Source organism: Bartonella tribocorum (assembly GCF_002777915.1).
In the GTDB taxonomy this organism is placed as follows: Bacteria; Pseudomonadota; Alphaproteobacteria; order Rhizobiales; family Rhizobiaceae; genus Bartonella; species Bartonella tribocorum_A.
Genome location: NZ_NJGE01000017.1, coordinates 22,900 through 44,789 on the forward strand (window position 1 = coordinate 22,900; position 21,890 = coordinate 44,789).

Here is a 21,890-nt window from a genome sequence, read left to right on the forward strand (position 1 = left end):
TTTATCTTAAAATGATGTGTTTACTCAGGACTTTCTCCTTCAAACATCTGTACAGGCTGTCCAGGCATAATCGTAGAAATAGCATGCTTATAAACCAATTGCGCGTGTCCATCTCGGCGCAAAAGGACACAAAAATTATCAAATGAAGTTACAATACCTGTCAGTTTAACGCCATTAACAAGAAAAATTGTAAGGGAAATTTTTTGCTTACGCACCGTATTTAAAAACACGTCTTGCAGGTGTTGTGATCGCTCTGCCATTATTCTTACACCTTCATCTCGATTGCATAAAATATTCGTGCATGCATATCGACTGAAAAATATTCAATTGTCAATGTAGAAGCTTCAAATTTTAGCAACAAACAACTGAAATTAGAGAAAAAACTGCTCTTTAAGACAAAAATCAAAATGCAGCTTATAAAAATCTATCATTAAATTCAAAAATTTTCCATGTTTACTTTTTTATAAACTTACAGTTGCCAGATTTTTATACCTTCCAAACCTATACAAGAGGTCGAAGTCCCTTCTTTTAGAATCAATAAAAGTAAACAGACCACAACATTTATGGTCGATATTCAAAAAATCATTCGCACCGCATTGTTTTTTTATATCAATATATAATCAATATATATAAGTGCCATTAAATTGTCCTTATCTCAAAGAAAAGAGGCCGATAAAGCTTTTTATAAGCACAAGTTGTGAACAGTATTTTTGTTTTTAATTAAAACCAAATAATAATTTGTTTTTATTATATTTTATAACATTTTTAAACAGAGTGTAAGATACCGCGTTAACTTTATTTTGATAAGTTTTTAAAATTTTTTCCTCAGCATATTCCTTTCTAAATAATTAACAGCTAGTATGCGGAGATTATGTGGAAGAGGACGTATCCCTTTTTCGGTCTGTAAGAGTACGAGGCGAGTATGGCACGCAGAACCAAATTGCAAACATTTGAAGTTGAAGTTGAAGAAGCCCTCACAAAAGCGATGAACTTTGATTTCGATGACACAGCATTTGAGACAATAGAATCCAATAATTCTGAAAATATTGTTAATGTTGATGATTTGATTCAAAAAATTGCAATGGCTGAAGAAGAATTTTTTGCTGAAAATGGTTCTTCAACTTTTGTCTCTAATATTAATGATGACGCAGTCATTGACAAATCCGTTGTTGAACAGATTTTTGCTCCAAAACCTTCACCTGATGTTTCAGGGGGAACGGTTCACAATACATTGTTGTCGACAAAGCTTCTGCCTGCAAATGATGATATAACAACCCCTGTAAATTTTGGACTCTTTAAACAGCGTTCTTCCTCTCGAATCTACTGGTATACAACAGCGCTTAGTGCTTTATGGGCAACAGGGGGAGCTTTTATTGCGCATAAACTCGCCCCTACCGGACTGGGCTCCTTATCCAATATCAGCACTTTTGTGACATCCCCGACAGGGCTCGTTGTAGCGGCCGGAACAGCAATTCCTATCCTTATATCTTGGGGTGTTGCTCAATTAACAAAACGTTCAAACGAACTACATAATATTGCCCTTCTTATGACAAATGCTGCTCAACGCCTTAGTGAACCACAACAATTATCTGAAAAACAAGCTATTGCTATAGGGCAAACCATTCGTGAAGAAGTAGCGGCAATGAACGAGGGTATTGAACGGACACTTGGACGTGCTGTTGAACTTGAAGCAATCATACAAGGTGAAGTTCACAACCTAGAACAAGCCTATGCTGAAAATGAATCACGTATTCATACACTCATCAAAGAATTGAGTAATGAACGCATAGCCATTTTGAATCACGCCGATCGCGTACAATCAACGATTAAAGGAACCCAAGAACAACTGAGTGATGAATTTGGCTTGGTTACCTCTAAAATCGTAACCAATGTTGAAAAGCTTGCACAAACCCTTTCTCAAACTTTACAAAAGCAAGGTGAAGACCTTGTTGAAAAACTTTCCCATGCCGGTGATGGTGTAACAAATCAGCTTGTTTCAAAATTTAATGAAACAACAACACAAATTCAGCAGAAAAACACAGAATTTTTCGATGAATTAGGAAAAAACTTTGATGGTTTTGCAAAACGATATGATCATAATGAGAGACAAATAGAAAAAACTTTTAATGAAACAGCAGTAAAAGCAGAAGCGCATGCTGCTAAAATTGCAACACATATACAAACAGTAACAGATCAAACTTTGCACGCTGTCGATGAAAAGTTCAAAGCCTTAGATAAAGCTCTTATTGATCGCAATAAGCAATCTCTACAGAATTTTGATGAAAAGATCTTAAAGCTTGACGACCAAGCCCATAAACTCTCTTCTAAATTTGATCATGTAACCTCGCAAGCAATTGGAGCCTTTGAACAACGTTTAGCAACTGTTGATCTTTCTCTTAAAGAACACAGTGACTCCATTATTGATTCCTTTATAGAACGCAGTCAAGCTTTAGAGAATAATGCTGAAAAACTTGGTAACTTCTTGGAAGCTCATGTCTTGAAAATAAATGAAGACCTTCAAGAAAAAACAGCAGACATTACTCATGCATTTACAAATGGACGTGAATCTATTCTTTCTGCAATTGATAAAAGCAAAGAAAATCTGAGAGAAGAAATTCAACATGTCGACAATGCCATTATTGATATTATACAGGAACGTTCACAAGATTTTAAATTACAACTTTCTGATCAACGAGCTCTCATGGCAGACATGCTCGATAACGAGAAGAATAAAATCGCTGATGCATTAAGAAATCAGATTGATGTCTTCACTCAAAATACTTCTCATATTGAAAAAGTTTTGACTGACAATGCTCAAGTCGTTGATAAACAAGCTGAAAATCATATTGCAAATATTATTCAATGCACTGATAAACTACAAGAAGTCATTGTACAAAGCTGCAATACAACACAAGATGCTTTAGAAGCACAAGCGAGAAATATTGATATCCGTGCCGATGCTCTGCGTGACTCTTTGGCAATTAATAGTTTTTCTCTTAATGAAGTTCTTGCTGATCAAGCACGCACACTCGAGCAACGCATGGAGACAATCCATAATCTCATCGCAAAAAGTGATATACGTGTCGATGTTGCATTGAAACAACAAATAGATTTAGTTGAGAATGCAATTATTGCCAATAATAAAAACATTACTGAAACAGTTCAAGATCATATAAAAAACCTTGAAAGCCATGCCGAAATTCTAAAAAATACTCTCTCTCAATCGAGTGGTGTTTTCTTTGAAACCCTTGAAACGCGTATGGAATCATTCGATACAAATTTAGAAGATCGTGCACACAAAATTTTTGAACGGACGACAACGCTAGAGGAAACATTATCTGAAAAATTTAGCCAAGTCTGTGAAGCCATCGATATGCAAACATCTGTTATTGAGGAACGTTCTGACACATTAAAAACGTCTCTCATGCTTAATAATGAGCAAAGTCAGATAATTCAACAAGCGCTGGAAAGCAGTGTTGACAATATGCGTGTTAGCTTAGAAGATTCTGTTAATACAGTTACAGATAATCTGCATAATAAGGTTATAAAAGCTTCTAATATTCTTTCTTCTACGGGTGAACAAATTCTCTCATCTGTTACGAATGTTACCGCACAAGCTGAAAATATTCTCGCAGAATCAGGCAACCGCATTGTATCAAACGTTAAGAAAACAGTTTACGATACCAGTGAAAAGGTTCTGTCCGTTCTATCTGAACAAACAGCGCATACTGTCGAAGCTTTCACAACAGCCAGTCATAACGCGCAAGCATTATTAAATGAAACAATTCACACATCAACAACAGCAATAGAGCAAGTTCTTAATGAACGTTGTGATGTTCTTCATCACTCTATGCAAAATCTTAAAAACAATTTAGGATATCAGCTCTCTGATGTAACAAGCCGTCTGGAAAACGCAAAGAATCAGACAGCAACACAAATTTCAGAACATGTTGGAAAAATAACAGAGCTGACAAATCACTTAAATCAAGCAGCGCAAAGTACAACAGAATCAATTGATTCTTTAACGCAGCATATTGGTGAACAACTCTGTCTCTCCACACAAGATGCTGAACAAAGAATTTACGCATATAATGAATCTTTAGTGAATAGCTTGAACAAAGCGAACTCTGAAACACTTCAAACAGTAACGGCTATGAAAGAAGAGCTTGTTAATAATGTCTCATCCATCTTGAAACAATTGAATCAATCAATTTACAACTTCCAGGAAAACAATAATGTTTTATTATCGGCTGTTCAAAATATTGACGGTCAACTTAATGAGACGACGAACAATTTTTTCCGCAACACGAACCAAGTCACAGAGTGTTTATCAGCCTCAAATCAAGCACTCAATAATAATGTTGAAATTCTGCAAGGGCTCTCAAAAAATACCTTTGAACAAATTAATCATATAACGAGTAGTTTTGGTGAACATGCAAAAATACTTTCCCAAACGATTCACGTTCTTGAACAGTCTGAAAATTCACTGAATGCAACACTTGAAGAGAAACATAATACGCTTTCTGTATTGAGCGATGCTCTTGTTTTAAAGTCTCATGAAATTAATGAAATGATTGAGCATTATGAAAAAATCTTTAACTTAGCCCTTGAACGCTCTGATAAGAATGCACGTAATGCCACAGATTCATTCCAACAATCGCTTAATAGGCTTATTAGTGAAGCCTCAACGCGTTTTTCAGGAGCAGCAGAAGATATACGTCGCTCCGCGGATGAAGTTCGTTTAGAGCTTTCAAAGATTAATAATGACATTCATGAAAATGCTAAAAAGCTTCCAGAAAAAACAAAAGAAACAACGCAAACAATTCGTACGGCTTTGAATGAACAAATTACAGCATTAAAAGATCTCGTCAGTGTTATACAAAATGATCAAAAGGGGGCAAAAGAACACTTAATATCGGAATTTCCTACATCATCAATGCTTAATAAAAGAAGTGAGAATTCTTCTGAGTCCATTAAAAAGATCATCCCCCCTAAACCTGTTTTGCAACAAGATCAAAGCAAAAAAAGACCCAATAAATGGGTATCGAATCTCTTAGAAAGAGCCTCACGTGATGAAACATTTTATGATGAAACCCCAAATAATGTTGTTTTAACACCTGTGCAAACCAAACCACGCTCTGCAAACAGTTCTCTTAACGCATTAGCATCGGGTATAGTGCAAGCTATTAATCACAATGCCATTGTTGAGCTATGGGATCATTATCAACGTGGACAAAAAAACATTGTAACAGAACACCTTTATACCTTGAATGGAAAAACAATATTTGAAATGATTAAGAAAAAATACATGAGCGATTTTGAGTTTAAACGTTCAGTGAATCAATATGTTGCGGATTTCGAAAAGCTCTTACGTGATATATCGCGCAGCTCTAGTTCTTCCAACTCAGTTCGCAAATACCTGATATCAGATACAGGAAAAGTTTATACCATGCTTGCTCATGCAAGTGGACGAATCCAATAAGCAATAAGAGAAGTGGAGAAAACATTTTTCCACTTTTTCTCCCTCCCGTTGTTTTAATTTCTTATCATAGAGTGCTTTGCAATAAACTTAAAGCTTTGTACTTTAAAGACTGATAATTGGCATACGTTTTTTTGATAGCCTAAGCGATAATCAAAAAAAGAATATTTTTTACTTCTTTTTATTCTTCATAGCTTTATAAAGGCACAAAATCGGTAATATTACTTTTATTTGCTAACTTTCAAAGTTTTTCGTGCTTTTTGTTAAAACAGCTCATAAGAAATATCTCTATTCCTTTCTTAAAGTTTTTTTTATCCACATATTACTCTTTCTTGCAATACGTAAATCATAAAGTAATGCGTTATACGGAATATATGAACTTCATATATCAATTGCACAATAAAAGCTCTTTTATTCTTTCCTTATTTTGTAAGCATTGCAAAAAGAATAATGGCTTGGTAATGTAATCATTATTAGATATTTTATTTGTTTGTAGATTAATCAATTTTTACGCGTTTTATTAAGGAAAGAAAAACAAGCGTGCTGTTATCAATAAAATTTATTCATGCGCACAAATGAAAAGAAACATCAAACTGGTTTTATAATCTAGAAGAATTTTCTCATGCGTTTTGATATTCAGAGAAATGAGGATTTATTAGTGAACAAAACCTTATTGTAGATGGAACACTCAATATAAACACATACTAACTTGGATATCATAAAAATGTCTAGAGAACAAAATAATAATTTCAGTTCACCAATAGCTGAACTTGACAGTGCTGCACTTTTTTATCACCAACACCCCAAGCCTGGAAAATTGGAAGTACAAGCAACAAAACCTCTTGATAATCAACGTGATTTAGCTCTTGCTTATTCCCCAGGCGTTGCAGCACCATGTCTTGCAATTCATGAAGATCCCAATCTTGCTGCTCAATATACGTCTCGTTCTAATTTAGTTGCTGTTATATCCAATGGAACAGCTGTACTTGGTCTAGGAAATATTGGCCCACTCGCTTCAAAGCCAGTTATGGAAGGCAAGGCCGTTTTATTCAAAAAATTTGCGAATATTGATGTTTTTGATATTGAAATTCATGCATCCGATATAGAACAAATGGTACAGACGGTATCGAGCCTAGAACCTACATTTGGTGGTATTAATCTTGAAGACATTAAGGCTCCTGAATGTTTTGAAATTGAGGAAAAGCTGCGCACTAAGATGAATATTCCAGTTTTTCATGATGACCAACATGGAACGGCCATTATTGTTTCAGCGGCTGTATTAAATGCCTTAAATCTTTCAGGAAAAAAAATTGAAAAAGCAAAAATAGTTACCTCAGGTGCAGGCGCTGCCGCTCTAGCTTGTCTTAATCTTTTGGTCCGTCTTGGAGCAAAAGTTGAAAATATTTGGCTTAGCGACTTAGAAGGCGTTGTTTATGATGGTCGCAAGACCCTTATGGATCGTTGGAAAATCAATTATGCACAAAAAACTGACGCACGAACTTTATCCGATATTATTGAGGATGCAGATATTTTTCTAGGCCTATCTGCGGGTGGTGTTTTAAAGCCTGAATATCTTAAAAAAATGGCTGAAAATCCATTAATTTTAGCGCTGGCTAATCCCGTACCAGAAATTATGCCTGAAAAAGCACACTCTATACGGCCCGATGCAATGATCTGCACAGGACGCTCTGATTATCCCAATCAGGTTAATAATGTCCTTTGTTTTCCCTATATCTTCCGTGGTGCATTAGATGTAGGCGCTACTGCAATTAATGAAGAAATGAAAATGGCTGCTGTTCATGCAATTGCTGCCCTTGCGCGTGAAGAAACTTCAGATGTTGTAGCACGTGCATACTCAAAAGAACCACCTAATTTTGGACCAGACTATCTAATCCCCTCTCCTTTTGATCCACGTTTAATACTACGTATTGCTCCCGCTGTTGCTAAAGCAGCAATGGCAACGGGAGTCGCACTTCGTCCCATTGAAAATATGGAAGCCTACCATGATATCCTCAATCGATTTGTCTTTCTTTCAGGTCTAACAATGAAGCCTGTTTTTGCTGCTGCAAAAACAGCAAAACGTAAACGTGTCATCTATGCCAATGGTGAAGATGAACGCGTCCTTCGTGCAGCGCAAGTTGTCATTGAAGAACAAACAGCAACACCTCTCCTTATCGGCCGTCCACAGGTCATAGAAGCAAGATTAAAACGCTTTGGTTTGAAAATTCGCCCTAATATAGATTTTGAATTAACAAATCCTGAAGATGATCCACGTTTTCGTGATTATGTTAATTTATTTTTTCATTATACAGGAAGACGTGGCGTTACGCCTGAAATGGCAAAAACAATAGTGAGAACATCAACAACGGCTATTGCTGCCCTTGCCGTCATGCGTGAAGAAGCAGATGCGATGATTTGCGGCTTAGAAGGACGTTTTGAACGTCAACTTGAATTGATTGAACAAATTATCGGACTTGATCCTCATGTCCACCGTTTTTCTGCTATGAGTTTGCTTATCTCTCAACAGCGTACTCTTTTTCTCACAGATACTTACGTTAATGAAAACCCTTCTGCAGAAGAAATCGCTGAAATGACTGTATTGGCTGCTCAAGAAGTTGAAGCATTTGGAATAACACCCAAAGCAGCCTTGTTATCGCACTCAAACTTTGGTTCTAAAAACACAGAAAGTGCACGTAAAATGCGCCGTGCAACAGAAATTCTTGCCAAAGAACACCCTCATTTAGAAGCAGATGGCGAAATGCATGGTGATGCAGCCCTTTCCAAAGCTTTTCGTGATCGTGTTTTTCCTGATTCTCGTCTTAAAAGTGAAGCGAATTTGCTTGTCTTTCCAACACTTGATTCAGCCAACATCACGCTCAACACAGTTAAAAGCCTTACAAATGCACTCCATGTTGGTCCTATCTTAATAGGGGCAGCACGTCCCGCCCATATCCTAACGCCTTCAGTAACTTCACGAGGCATTGTTAATATAACCGCCCTTGCCGTCCTTGCTGCAAATAGAAAAAATAGTCTCGTAAAATAAACATGTCATAAAACTTCAAATTTTTCTTAAATATTGAAGTGTATTATTTCACGTACTTTAAAGCTCTTTGCTCTATAGAAAAGACAGTTATATTCTGGATTAAGGCTTTTTTTTAAAGAGAAAAAAGGCTAGAAGGATAAAAGTCTATTTTAAATTTACTATTTACTAATGCTATAATAAGGAATCCGTACATTGCCTTCCACGTTTGATAAAGTTGCTGATATTATTGCAGAAATCAGTGAAATTGATCGCAGTACCATCACGCCTGAAAGTCATACAATTGATGATTTGGGAATCGACAGTCTTGATTTTCTTGATATTGTTTTCGCTATTGACAAAGCTTTTGGAATAAAAGTTCCCCTAGAACAATGGACACAAGAAGTCAATGAAGGTACAGTTGCTACAGAAGAATACTTTGTTCTTAAAAACCTTTGTGCAAAAATTGATGATCTCGTTGCCTTAAAAAAGGCGGAGTAATTTTTTCACTATGCATGATCAATCTGTATTCATCACTGGTATAGGCCTCATAAGCTCTCTGGGGGAAGGAACTGATCAACATTGGAATCTTTTAAATGATCCAATCTGTACACCAAACCTAGATTGTACAACTTTTCCACCCTACACAGTTCATAATTTGCCTGAAATTGATTGGAGTTTACAAATCGCGAAAAAAAGCGATCAACGGCAAATGGGAACATGGCAACGTCTTGGTACCTATGCGGCGGGTCTTGCTCTTGATGATGCTGGCATGAAAAACAATGAACAATTCACGTCAACAATGGACATGATCGTAGCAGCAAGTGGAGGAGAGCGTGATATTGCTGTTGATACACAGATTCTTTCCAAAGCGCGCACAGTCACCGATCATGCTTCTATGTTAAATGTTGCGCTTTCAACTGAACTTCGTCCGACATTATTTCTGGCACAACTTTCAAATCTTCTGGCAGGAAACATTTCAATTGTTCATAAAGTCACAGGGTCATCTCGCACATTTATGGGAGAGGAAGGCAGTGGACTTTCTGCCCTTCAAATTGCTGTAGCCCGTATTAAATCAGGACAAAGTACCCATGCTCTTGTAGGAGGTTCCTATAATGCACAAAGTTATGATATGTTGCTGGCTCATGAGCTTGGGGGGCTTTTAACTCATAATGGGTGGAGCGCTGTGTGGAATCGTGAAATTCATCCTGGTGGTGGTATTATCACTGGTTCTGGCGGTATTTTTCTTGTTCTTGAAAGTGGAGAACATGCAAAAAAACGTAACGCACGTGCTTATGCTGAAATTAGCCAAATTATTACAGACCAAATAGATAGAACCAAAACGCCGCTTAAGGAATCAATTGCAACAATGTTGAAAACGGTAGGCGTTAAAGATTCCTTAGCCATTTCAGCAGCCTCAGGTGCTCACGAAGCAACAAAAGCAGAACAAAATGCTCTTGATGATGCTAATCTATCTTACCGTGGTATTACAACATTATTTGGTTATATGCGAGAAGCACAACTTCCTTTAGCTCTTGCTCTTGCAGCACTTTCGATTGAAAAAAAACACTGTTTTCCAGCGTTAAGTTCTCATGAAAAATCTTTTTCTAAAGAAGTACATGAAATATTTGTTACAACGATTGGTATAAAAAGATCTGAAGGTATCGTACGTCTTACTGCTGTTTGAAGGGGAATTTCTATCGTGAAATATCATGACCATTTTGGGCGTCCACTTGTAGCAATAACTGGGGCAGGCGTTGTCACATCACTAGGACAAGGAAAACATGAAAATTGGCAAAAATTAACAAGCGGTATAAGCGGAATCCACAAAATAACGCGTTTTCCCGTTGAGGGATTAAATACATATATTGCTGGAACAATTGATTTTCTCAAAGAAAGTACGCTTGGTGCTTCGGCTCTTTCTGAAAAGCTTGCGCATCTTTCTGCTGAGGAAGCTTTAGAGCAAGCTGCTCTTGATAAAACAAATTTTAATGGACCACTCTTTCTAGCGGCTCCCCCTGTTGAACTTGAATGGCAAGCACGTTTTAGCCTTGATCAAGAGGAAGGATTTAATAATGAACCTTCTTATGCCCATCTTCTTAAAATTTGTGAGCATAAACTCCATGAGGCGCTTTTTGAAACCACACAATTTGGTGCAATTGCAGAAAAACTGCAAAAAACATTTGGCACAAAAGGACTTCCCGTTACACTTTCCACGGCTTGTGCATCTGGTGCAACAGCAATTCAATTAGGCGTTGAATCTATTCGACGAGGAGAAACAGATCGCGCTCTCACCATTGCGACAGATGGATCAGTTTCAGCAGAATCTCTCATTCGCTTTTCATTATTATCTGCTCTTTCCACTCAAAATGAACCTGCAGAAAAAGCAGCAAAACCCTTCAGCCGTGATCGAGATGGCTTTGTTATGGCAGAAGGTTCAGGCGCTCTTGTCCTTGAATCTCTTCAAAGCGCATTAAACCGTAATGCTACAATTTTAGGAATTTTAGCGGGCTGTGGAGAAACAGCTGATGATTTTCACCGTACACGTTCAAAACCCGATGCATCACCAGCAATTGGATCCGTTCGCAAAGCCTTAAACGATGCACAAATAACCATCCATGAAATTGACTATATTAATGCTCACGGAACCTCTACACCTGAAAATGAAAAAATGGAATATCTTGCGTTATCAACAGTTTTCGGTGACATTCTAGAGCATATTCCAGTTTCTTCTAATAAATCAATGATTGGACATACCTTAACTGCTGCTGGTGCCATAGAAGCTGTTTTTTCGCTTTTGACCATTCAATCGGGGATACTTCCACCTACAATAAATTACGATAATCCTGATCCTACGATTCCATTAGATGTTGTTCCTCATCATAGCCGTAAAGCCGATGTCAATGCGGTTTTGTCAAACTCATTTGGATTTGGTGGTCAAAATACAAGTCTTGTTATCACAGCCTATAAAGGATAATTTTTTTCATACTGACCAAAGTTAATCGTACTAAAGCAATAGCAATTATCATTGAAGGGGAATAATAATGCGTGCACTACAATTGCTAAATGAACGCCAACTTGAAATTACCAATATTGCACCACCACCATCTCCACTTCCCAATGAGGTAACAGTACGAATAAAAGCTGTTGCTCTTAATCATATTGATGTATGGGGCTGGCGTGGGATGGCTTTCGCGAAAAGAAAAATGCCCCTTATCATTGGTGCCGAAGCTTCCGGTGAAATTACGCAATTGGGAAGCCATGTTAAAAATTTACACCTTGGACAAATCGTCTCAATTTATGGTGCACAAACCTGCGGAGTATGCCAAGCTTGTCATGAAGGACGGGATAATCTTTGCACAGATGTAAAGGGAGTCCATGGTTTTCATCTTGATGGTTTTGCTTGTGAGCTTGTCAATTTGCCTGCACGTTTATTGGTTCCAGCCCCTCCCCAATGTGATGAATTCCAAGCCGCTGTTGCTCCCATTACTTTTGGTACCGTAGAACATATGCTTTTCGATAACGCAAAACTACAAGCAGGAGAAACGATTCTGATACAAGCAGGTGGTTCCGGTATTGGCTCTGCAGCCATTCAACTTGCAAAACATATGGGATGTACTGTTATCACAACGGTAGGTTCAGATGAAAAAATTGCAAAAGCACAATCCCTTGGAGCAGATCATGTGATTAATTATCGTAAAGATCGTTTTGAAGGTGTGGTGCGTAAATTAACGCAAAAAAAAGGTGTTGACATTGTTTTTGAGCATGTTGGTGTCGATACATGGAACGGTTCTTTGTTGTGTATGAAAAAAGGAGCACGCTTAGTGACTTGCGGTTCTACCTCTGGTGTTTCAGCATCCATAAATCTCATGCAATTATTCCAGCAACAACTTAAGATATTTGGTTCTTTTGGCTGCCGTATGGAAAATATGAAAAATGCCATGCAAAAAATGGCACAAAAAGCTGTACACCCTGTCATTGATACAATCGTTGGACTTGATGAAATGGATACAGCTTTAAAACGAATGGAAAGCCGTGATGTTTTTGGTAAAATTATTCTTAAAATTAATTAAATCATGATGAATCTTTTTCTTAAAAAAATCATATATCATATTAAAATTATAGCTAAAAAAATATCCTACTTGTTGTGGGCATATCTGCTCTTTGGTTCTTTATTTATTTTAAAATGTTTTCCAGCCAAAATGGGAATTTCTTTTTTTTCTTGGTTGGCAAAAAAAATTGGTCCCCTTATCCATCGTCATCAAATAACACTTGCAAACCTTAGGTATGCCTATCCAGAAAAAACAGAGCAAGAACGCCATGCGATTGCAATAGAAATGTGGGAAAATATAGGGCGCTTTCTCGCCGAATATATTTATCTTGATAAAATTTTTGATTTTGATCCTCATGCGAACGAACCAGGTTTTATTGAGGTTAAAGGAGTTGAAATCTTTAAACGCTTAAAAAATGAAAAAAAGCCACATATTTTTTTCACAGCGCATACTGGAAATTTTGAACTTCTTCCTATTTGCGCACAAAGTTTTGATCTGAATGTTACGGTATTATTTAGACCACCCAATAACCCTTATGTTGCCAAACGAGTCCTTAAAGCACGACAAACGTCTATGGGACATCTTGTTCCCTCTAAAGCCGGTGCAGCGTGGGCATTAGCAGGCAAATTAGCAGAAGGTAAAAACGTTGGTATGCTCGTTGATCAAAAGTTTCGTCGCGGTATCATGGGAACATTTTTTAACAGACCCCTTAAAACAAATCCCTTAATTATAAAGCTTGCACGACAATATAACTGTGATATTTATCCAGCACGTTGTATTCGTCTTCCTGGAGGGCGTCATCGTTTGGAATTATATGAACATGTAGAACTTCCACGTGATGAAAAAAATGATATTGATATAGCTGCTTCTACGCAAAAATTAAATGATATTGTTGAAACTTGGGTCCGTGAATATCCTGAACAATGGATGTGGTTACATAGACGTTGGGATATCTAAACATAAGCTCTATTGCTTACAGAGGAAGTGCAAATGTTAGCCTCAAAAGATATCAAAGATCTCACCGCAATTATCAAAGCATTACGAAATCCTGACAATGGTTGTCTCTGGCATAAAAAACAAACTTTTGAATCCCTCATACCCTATATGCTCGAAGAAGCTTACGAAGTCATTGATGCCATTGAACGAAAAAATCAAAAAGATCTTTGTGAAGAACTTGGTGATCTTCTTTTACAGGTTGTTTATCATGCAACCATTGCACAAGAAGAAGGCAGCTTTACTTTTGAAGATGTTATTTATGCAATCACGGCAAAAATGATTCGCCGCCATCCTCATGTTTTTGGCAATGCTGAGCAAAAAAAACGAGGACTTATAAAAGAAGATTGGGAATATATAAAAAAAGAAGAACAGGCTGAACAAAAGAAATTATGCAAAGAAAAAAACAACAATTCAAGCATTCTTGCAAAAGTAAAACCAATCCAGCCAGCAAACCAAGAGGCCCTTTCCTTACAAGAAGCTGCGGCTACAGTGGGATTTGATTGGCAAGAAAGTGATAAAGTTTTTGCAAAAATAGAAGAAGAACTTGAAGAACTCAAAGAAGCCATCAAAAATAAAAAGAAATCAGAAATAGAAGCAGAATTTGGAGATCTCTACTTTATTCTTCTTAATCTCGCACGCCACTTAGCGATTGATTCACAAAAAGCATTAAAAAAAACAAATACAAAATTCCGAAATCGTTTTGCCTATATCGAAGAAAAGCTATCCTCTCAATCTAAGACACTCACTGAGACATCCTTAAATGAAATGGAAGCACTTTGGAAGCAAGCTAAAAATGAACAATAAAAATACTAGATTTTTTCCTACCAAAAAGAACTAGCCTCCTAGAATTACTCAATGATAATTTCTCTAAACTTGGATAATTTCACGAAGCACGATTGGTTTTATATTGATCTTCGGGAACAGGACGAAGTTCTACCGACTCGCCACACCCACATGCTGAAACTTGATTAGGATTTTTAAAAATAAAACCAGAACGAAGCGTTGTCACTTCATAATCCATCTGTGTTCCTAATAAAAATAATACGGCATCATGTGCTACGAAAACACGAGCACCATTCACTTCAACAACATCCGCATCTATTCCCTCTTCTTTGACGAGAGTAATTGTATATTCCATTCCTGCACAACCGCCTTTTTTGATCCCAACAAGAATACCTCGTGCATCTTTTGCATCCATAATCGCTTTAACGCGATTTACAGCAGCTTGTGTTAAACTTATTACCGAAAAACGACTCATTGTTTACTCTTTTCTTGGTTCAATAGACACTTGGAACGTTTTTTCTCTAGCATATTCTATCTGATACTTTAGAAGAAAAACAACAAGACATACATTAAAACATTCTAACCTTTTTATAATCCATCCTCATAAAATGAGATTTTTCATTGTAAAATCTAGAACTTACAATTTTTTGCCCACATAAAACATAAAATATCTCTGCTATAAAAACTCTAAACGAAAGAAAACGTTTCAATGCCATACATTCAATTTTACCCCTTTGAAAATATTTATTTTTAATAACCTATGAGATAAAGAAAATATACCTCTCCCACACTTGTGAGCACTCTTCTTCTCCAATACCCCTAAAATTACAAATCTCTCCCCTTCACAATCTTCAAAAGGAGTTAAACGATAAAACCCTATTGATTATAGAGCTTAAAACTTAACGATAACAAAGAACTTTACAGATTCGTGAGAATAACAATATATCGATAGGCAAAAATTTCGCTTTCAAAAGCTGTAAGTGTAAGAGCATTTTAGATTTTGTTCTGTTTATTTTTTCTCTTGCCTTTAAAGAAACAGTCATTTAATCGTTTCACACAGACTCGGAGCGTAGCGCAGCTTGGTAGCGCACTTGACTGGGGGTCAAGGGGTCGTGGGTTCAAATCCCGCCGCTCCGACCATTTTTAAAACGCTATAAAATAAGCTTGTTTAGACTCTTTTATTTTAATTGCACATACATGTTTTTTTCTTCAACACAGAGTAATATGCAATAAATATTTTATTATTAATTTGAAAAACACAGTCTTTATGAGAAATATCTTCCACGAGGATTCGCAGCAAACGCGAGACCTTTGCCTCGCGTTACTTTATTCTTTTAAAAATTTATAATTTTTTTATGCGATAATGCTGCTCTTATCATTTTTTGTAATGGAAGGTGACGTTTGAACGGTTATTTTTTTTGGTTTTAATTCAGCCGGCATTTCCCTTTTAAGCTGAATATGAAGAAGCCCATCTCCAAGCTCTGCCCCAATAACCTTCACATGATCAGCCAAATGAAAACGCCGCTCAAAAGCACGCGAAGCAATGCCTCGATAAAGAAACTCTCGTTCTTCATCATCCTTTTCAGGCTTTCTCTCTCCCTTAACAATCAACTGATTACAATGTATTTCAATATCAATCTCATCTTGAGAAAAACCAGCGACAGCCATAGAAATTCTATAAGAATCTTCGCTTAAACGCTCAATATTATATGGGGGATAAGAAGAAATTTCCTCTGGTTGTGTTCTAGAATCAAACCAGTTTAAAAGATGATCAAAACCTACTGTGGAACGATAAAATGGTGAAAAATCTACTTGACGCATAATACTGCCCTCCTTTAGAGCGACTATAATTTATGATTGACTCACAAAGCTCCCAAATGGCAAACTTACTTGTGAACCGGTGGCCCCATCATGGCAACCACATATATTATCTGGTAATCATTTTCCCTTATTTCAACTCTTTTGTATCTGAATTGATAAAAACGATCTAAAAAACAACCTCCCCCTTTCTTAATCCTTCTTCTTCATTACATAAATATCAAAGCTTTCTCATTATCTCATGATGCGACAAGTTGCAAAAATACACTTGTAAAGGATGTCCATTGAAAACACCTCTTTATCCCACAGACTGGAATTCCACTCCTCCTAATATTCATCATGGTACCCTTAAAATAGCAATAGATCGCGAAATTCGTTTTGCGATAACGTATCCTGAAGCAAAAAAATCTAAGGGAACAATTGTTATTCTTGAAAGCGAGGTAAATACTTTAGAAACATATTTTTTAGCCATGAATGAAATTTCTCAACGTGGTTTTCATACAGCAATATTTGACTGGTTTGATCAAAAAAAACCAGCCTTTAAGATAAGAAAAAAAAGCCACCTTCATTACTTTGATATAAATAATGATATTAATGACCTATATGAATTTCTTAAAAATATTGTTTATCCTAATTGTCCACCACCTTACTCTATGCTCACCTATGGTATGGGGGGATTGATAGCACTGAGCGGATTAGATCTCATTAATCATCAGTTTAATAGATTGCTCTGTATTTCTCCCCTTTTTGCTCCATTCGGCAATAAAACGAATGGTTTTCAACATAAATTAACACAATTTCTTTCTGATATAGGTTTTGGCTCTATACCAGCAAAAGATGGGAAAAAATTAAAAAAAATAAACTTCCTAAATATACAATTGGGGCACATGCGTCAAGGATCACTGCCTTCCACTAAGCCCCCAACATCGCGATGGATGGCAGCAGTATTTAATGTGATTAATTCTGTGAAGGAAAATATACGCCACCAACATTTACAAATTCCAACACTCTTTATTCTTGCCAATCAAGACAATCTAGCCAACAACATTGAAGTACGGCAATTATGCCAACACACACATCTTACAGAAAGTATTACTATTACAGGTGCCAAACTTGATACAATTATGTATAATGAAAATTACAAAAAACAATTTTGGGCTGCATTTGATGCATTTATCCCTGATAATATATCTATAAAATAATATGAAACTTTAACTTCCATTTTGCTCCACTAAAAACGAAGCTTTCTATGAGCGACACCATTCTATAAATACTCCTTATATAATGGATTATTCCATCTTCTAACAACTCATGTGATTCATTTTATAGACTCTATAGAGAAACCATGAAATAAATATTCACTCACAATTCATAACAAAAGTAATAAATGTAAAAAACTACCTTAATACATCATAATGCGTTTTTATAAATGAGACATCAAAATACTTTTTTTGATATATTATTAAGGAATAATTTTATAGTATTTCTAAAAAATAATATCCTTCATCCACTTAAATAAAAACTCTAAAATAAACATTTTTTATAAAATTTATTTAAAAATCTCTAAAAAAATAAATAACTACAAAAATTTTATTTTTTAGGATAATCTTTTAAAAACAATAAATTAACATAATATACTTCTAATTTCTTGCTACAATCAACCCCTACAGTAACGGTTTTCACAATTTTTTTAATGGAATTCTGATAAGAAACAGATAATTTAAAAGAAAAAATAGCAATGAATCATCTTAAAAGTTTTAGATCATTCCTTCTTTTTTTAAATCACATAGAGTTCGAATTTAACCAACTTACAACGAATATGTTGTATTTTGAATAAGGATATAAGAATTAACCATTTTGCCATTCATTTCAATTATGAGTATTTTACCATCTTTTTTATAAATACTCTGTATTGTATAATGATGCGGCAAAAACTCTGACAAATGGAGCCATTGGAACACAATCATGAAACGAATCCTGCTTGCAGAAGATGATAATGATATGCGCCGATTTCTTGTAAAAGCCTTAGAACGTGCAGGCTACGAAGTCGCCGATTTCGATAACGGTATAAGCGCATATGAACGTTTACAAGAAGAACCATTTTCTCTTCTCCTGACTGACATTGTGATGCCGGAGATGGACGGAATCGAGCTTGCACGACGCGCTACTGAGATTGACCCTGATTTACGCGTAATGTTTATTACAGGTTTTGCAGCGGTTGCACTCAATTCAAATAGTGATGCTCCTCCTGATGCAAAGGTTCTCTCTAAGCCATTTCACTTACGTGAACTCGTCAATGAAGTTGAAAAGATCCTTATTGCTGCTTAAAGGGATATTTTTCTAAATTATTTGTATCTGTTGTAAAAGAAAATGAAATTAAGCATTGACGTTTGTCATTCTATATGGTGTATGCAACATCGGTGAATGGGCGTGTAGCTCAGCGGGAGAGCACTACGTTGACATCGTAGGGGTCACAGGTTCAATCCCTGTCACGCCCACCATTCGCACTTTATATCATAAATAATTTAGTGTTTTGTCGTATTCTTTTCAGAGTACGAGATGCGTAAATAAAGGTTAGGGAATAGGATTTAGCAACCTAATTCTCCAAAGAGCATGTTCTACAGGATATTCTAATATTTTTTGGATTCTGATAAGAATTCTCGGGATAAGCCATCTAAAAAGCATCATAAATGCAACAACAGTTTCAATTGCGACGAATTAGAAGGTTTTATTGTAAAATTCTTTCGACAAAGATAAGCTCTTTTCTAAAAAACTTTTTTATCTTCTAATCGGTCCCCTATTTTTTTGATTCTCTCTTCTCTATTGACGCACCGCTGTTGTCAAAATAAGTAGAGATATAAAAATAAACTCAACAGCATGATCACTGGCAAAATGTTCGTCATAAATTGCTTGTTCTTCAGGTGTAAACTTTTCTTCCATATTCTCTTTTGCTCCTTTAATAGATTTGCGCTCTTGCTGTTGTTGCTCGATACTGTTCCAACTGCGCTCGATACGCCTTTCGCTCTAAGTCACGCTGCGCTATCTCATTTTTTGCCCGTTGAAGTTCGAGCTGCATGCGGGCTTGTTCTTGTTTCAAGAAAAGCTCAATATTTTTCTGCTGCAATGCTACCTGCTTTTGTTGTGCATCAAGTTGATAAAGTGTGCCCTTTGCTTGTGCTTCTTGCTGGAGAGCAGCAATCTTTGCTTGTTGCTCTGGAGTTAATTGTGCTCCTTGGTTTTGTTGCATCATTTTCTGCTGCTGTTGTTCTTGTTGTGCCTGCTGTGCTTTTGCCGTTAAATTTGCCACCAATGTTGCCGGTAGTGGAGAAAGCTTTAAAAGATCTGGAATCATCTCCGGTGTTAAGAAACCACCAAGCAACGGCAACATTTGCGTAATTGCCGCAAAAGTTCTCTCTTTTTCATTGGGGCTTGTTGGTGAATCATCAACAATAATGTCGTATTCAAGCGTTGTGACAGCTTCACGTGTTAAGGGAACATACTGTGCATTTTCTGGTCCAGAAATCCGAACCAAACGCCCATCGGAAAGATAGTTTTGAATCAGATAAAGGATAATTTTTCCCTGTCGACATCGATAAAGCTTAAGATTATCAAATAAACCTGCAAGCAAATTAAGCGTTGATTGCCGGCGTGTATTTTCCAATACATTCGCTTGATTAACCTCTCTTGTGCCTATAAACTCTGCCGACAGTCCTGTAACATGTGTTATCGCTTCACGCGATTCATTAAACAACTGAAAGAAGCCATTAGGGAACTGTGCACTTGGCTTTGGTTGGATTTTTCCTCCTGTAAGCGCCCCATTTTTAACCCACGTAATCGTATCGGTTCGTGTCCAATTTTCTAATGCTTGGCGCTCATCATCAAAAGCGTCACGCTCTGCCATCAAACCACCTTTGGCTTGGCTGTTTAAAATATACATGACTTGGCTAAAATATTTATTCGACCATTTTTGCGGATCTTTTGCGGGGCGAACAATCCCGTAAAACTGGTTTTTAAGCTTATCCAGTGTGCCTGTGATACATTCCCAGCCAAGCTGTCCATCTGGTGCTAAGGGTTTATCGGGCTTTGCTAAAAGACGCCGTCCCAGAAAAGCGCGCTTGACCACCTTTTTATTAAAACGCACCCCTTGTAGTTGTGGCGCCACCCTTTGAATCTGTTCAAACTCTTGTTTACTATAATTGCGCATCTGTCCGGTTTGAAGATCAAGTGCCTTGTAATAAGCTTCATATTCAAACCAACGGCATTCAACCAGCGTAACATAGCGTTTTTCAGAAGCCGACTGTGAGAAAGAATCTGCATTGGCATGATCATTATAAGCATCGAGTGAGACATGATATTCCTCACAAGCGGTTGTATTATCTGTTGCCCAATCAGCATGGAGATCTTCAACTGCTACATCAGGAAAAAGACTTTTAGCATCCTCAATGGGTTTACGATCAACATACCACATACGCTGCGCATCAATGAGATTGGGTCTTACAGCATTGGCATCCCAAACCATTTTCAGTGGATCTAAGCGTTGAATAGCAGGAATTCCTTCAGGATCTATTTCATAATCAAGCCGTGTATCTGTCCAGCCCATGCCGCAAATGACCATATCTTGAAAAGCATCGGAATCGGCATATTCCGCCTCTGCCTCATCACGAAACCATTCTGCTGCTCCAGTGAGTAATTCATTGGATATTGCGGCTCCTGCTTGCCTTGGTTGAAACTGTACTTCACGCTTGTTATTACGTTCAGCCCCAACAATTGCGTTAACAAGGGGGGCAATACGGTTAAAGGTCATAACAGGGCGGCGTTGTGCTTTCAAAACCGCAAGATCTTCTTCAGCCCATTGACGACCATTATAAAAATCAAAATCTTCACGCGCTTGTTCACGCCATTCATTGACGTGTTCAATATCTTCCTTATACCAAGATTTTAAACGCCTATAGAGTTCATCTTCATCAAAATCTGTCGTTTTTTTAGAGTTATAACTTAGAATGCCATCCATGATGCCGCTTCTCTTTCTATAGCGCGATAACGTTCTTGTTGCGGTTTAATGCGTGGTGCTTCATAAACAATGCACATCAATCCAAAGGCATCCGCACCATGACTGGACCAATCATGTTCTGCCCCCAAACCAATACCCCGCTTCTCATCCCATTTCTCATGATACCAATTGAGTGCCTTACGCCCCGCTACGGTCGTCTCTTCATTAAACCAAACTGAAGGCAAAATCCGTCGCACTGCCTCGATACGCATTTTGACAGCACCTGCCCCTTGATTAGGAATGACCTGCGTTTCAAAACCCGCATCATTTAAAGCGCTCTCAAAACTCACATTGTGCACACGGTCTCTGGTCGCACCATCATGGGGTAAAACCATGAGTGCCTTCTCATAGCCATTGTGACGCAACCAACCGATATGCTCGGATAAAGGCTGCCCTTGCGCTTCGTAATAATCAAGCACTCTAATCTCTCTACCAACAAATTGCGCTATCCATATCGCTGTTGCATCTGCCTTGGCTCCTGTGCCCCCAATATCCCAAAAGGCGCGTATCTGCATTAAAGGATCACGAGAAACACGCCCTATCCGCCCCTCTTGCTCGGCTGCCAACATTTCCCTCTGATAGTAAGCACCTTGAACCGCTGTAAGATAAGCCCCTTCCCATATATGCTTATAAGTCTCGGGGCGGTTTCTCAAATCATCAAGCCGTGCTTCATTTAAGATCTTGGGAAACTTC

14 protein-coding genes, 2 tRNA genes and 1 pseudogene are annotated in these 21,890 nt (G+C 37.3%); 12 read left to right on the forward strand and 5 right to left on the reverse strand.

Annotated elements, in window-relative coordinates:
* Nucleotides 1-20 precede the first annotated feature (20 nt).
* A complete protein-coding gene (gene hfq, locus CER18_RS07160; protein ID WP_005773461.1) occupies nt 21-260 on the reverse strand; it encodes an RNA chaperone Hfq in 240 nt (79 codons plus the stop codon).
* A gap of 662 nt (nt 261-922) precedes the next feature.
* On the opposite strand from hfq, the gene CER18_RS07165 reads away from it, so the two are divergent.
* The 8 genes from CER18_RS07165 (at nt 923) to mazG (ending at nt 14,350) form a co-directional block, all read left to right on the forward strand.
* On the forward strand, nt 923-5,482 hold the full coding sequence (locus CER18_RS07165; protein ID WP_100129350.1) for a hypothetical protein: 4,560 nt from the start codon (nt 923-925) through the stop codon (nt 5,480-5,482).
* A gap of 721 nt (nt 5,483-6,203) precedes the next feature.
* Nucleotides 6,204-8,522: an NADP-dependent malic enzyme gene (locus CER18_RS07170; RefSeq protein ID WP_100129364.1), complete on the forward strand. Its 2,319-nt coding sequence runs from the start codon at nt 6,204-6,206 to the stop codon at nt 8,520-8,522.
* A gap of 192 nt (nt 8,523-8,714) precedes the next feature.
* Nucleotides 8,715-8,999 carry an acyl carrier protein gene (locus tag CER18_RS07175; protein WP_100129351.1) on the forward strand — a complete coding sequence of 95 codons (285 nt, stop codon included), beginning with the start codon at nt 8,715-8,717 and terminating at the stop codon, nt 8,997-8,999.
* Between the two features lie 10 nt (nt 9,000-9,009).
* A complete protein-coding gene (locus tag CER18_RS07180) occupies nt 9,010-10,185 on the forward strand; it encodes a beta-ketoacyl-ACP synthase (protein WP_100129352.1) in 1,176 nt (391 codons plus the stop codon).
* Between the two features lie 15 nt (nt 10,186-10,200).
* On the forward strand, nt 10,201-11,475 hold the full coding sequence (locus tag CER18_RS07185) for a beta-ketoacyl-ACP synthase (RefSeq protein ID WP_100129353.1): 1,275 nt from the start codon (nt 10,201-10,203) through the stop codon (nt 11,473-11,475).
* A 67-nt stretch (nt 11,476-11,542) separates the two neighbouring features.
* A complete protein-coding gene (locus CER18_RS07190; protein WP_100129354.1) occupies nt 11,543-12,571 on the forward strand; it encodes a zinc-binding dehydrogenase in 1,029 nt (342 codons plus the stop codon).
* A gap of 6 nt (nt 12,572-12,577) precedes the next feature.
* Nucleotides 12,578-13,507 carry a lipid A biosynthesis lauroyl acyltransferase gene (locus CER18_RS07195; protein ID WP_100129355.1) on the forward strand — a complete coding sequence of 310 codons (930 nt, stop codon included), beginning with the start codon at nt 12,578-12,580 and terminating at the stop codon, nt 13,505-13,507.
* A gap of 33 nt (nt 13,508-13,540) precedes the next feature.
* On the forward strand, nt 13,541-14,350 hold the full coding sequence (mazG, locus tag CER18_RS07200; protein ID WP_100129356.1) for a nucleoside triphosphate pyrophosphohydrolase: 810 nt from the start codon (nt 13,541-13,543) through the stop codon (nt 14,348-14,350).
* A gap of 79 nt (nt 14,351-14,429) precedes the next feature.
* Here mazG and CER18_RS07205 read toward each other — a convergent pair whose 3' ends face one another.
* Complete coding sequence (locus tag CER18_RS07205; protein WP_100129357.1) at nt 14,430-14,804, reverse strand: iron-sulfur cluster assembly accessory protein; 375 nt, start codon at nt 14,802-14,804, stop codon at nt 14,430-14,432.
* Between the two features lie 588 nt (nt 14,805-15,392).
* Here CER18_RS07205 and CER18_RS07210 point away from each other — a divergent pair.
* Nucleotides 15,393-15,469 (forward strand) — tRNA-Pro (locus tag CER18_RS07210).
* A gap of 213 nt (nt 15,470-15,682) precedes the next feature.
* On the opposite strand, the gene CER18_RS07215 is transcribed toward CER18_RS07210, so the two are convergent.
* Nucleotides 15,683-16,150: an Hsp20 family protein gene (locus tag CER18_RS07215; RefSeq protein WP_100129358.1), complete on the reverse strand. Its 468-nt coding sequence runs from the start codon at nt 16,148-16,150 to the stop codon at nt 15,683-15,685.
* Between the two features lie 281 nt (nt 16,151-16,431).
* Here CER18_RS07215 and CER18_RS07220 point away from each other — a divergent pair, with 281 nt between their 5' ends.
* The 3 genes from CER18_RS07220 to CER18_RS07230 all read left to right on the forward strand — a co-directional run bounded on the left by CER18_RS07220 (nt 16,432) and on the right by CER18_RS07230 (nt 18,648).
* Nucleotides 16,432-17,349, forward strand: coding sequence for an alpha/beta hydrolase (locus CER18_RS07220; RefSeq protein ID WP_100129359.1), 918 nt, complete (start codon nt 16,432-16,434; stop codon nt 17,347-17,349).
* A gap of 763 nt (nt 17,350-18,112) precedes the next feature.
* On the forward strand, nt 18,113-18,475 hold the full coding sequence (gene cpdR, locus CER18_RS07225; protein ID WP_005773448.1) for a cell cycle two-component system response regulator CpdR: 363 nt from the start codon (nt 18,113-18,115) through the stop codon (nt 18,473-18,475).
* 98 nt (nt 18,476-18,573) lie between these two features.
* Nucleotides 18,574-18,648: transfer RNA gene (locus tag CER18_RS07230), tRNA-Val, on the forward strand.
* Between the two features lie 455 nt (nt 18,649-19,103).
* On the opposite strand, the gene CER18_RS07235 is transcribed toward CER18_RS07230, so the two are convergent.
* Nucleotides 19,104-21,158 (reverse strand): portal protein, encoded by a 2,055-nt coding sequence (locus tag CER18_RS07235; RefSeq protein WP_100129360.1) that lies wholly within the window; start codon nt 21,156-21,158, stop codon nt 19,104-19,106.
* Nucleotides 21,143-21,890 (reverse strand): annotated as a pseudogene (locus tag CER18_RS07240) (PBSX family phage terminase large subunit); the annotation flags it as partial. The gene CER18_RS07235 and the pseudogene CER18_RS07240, both read right to left, overlap by 16 nt.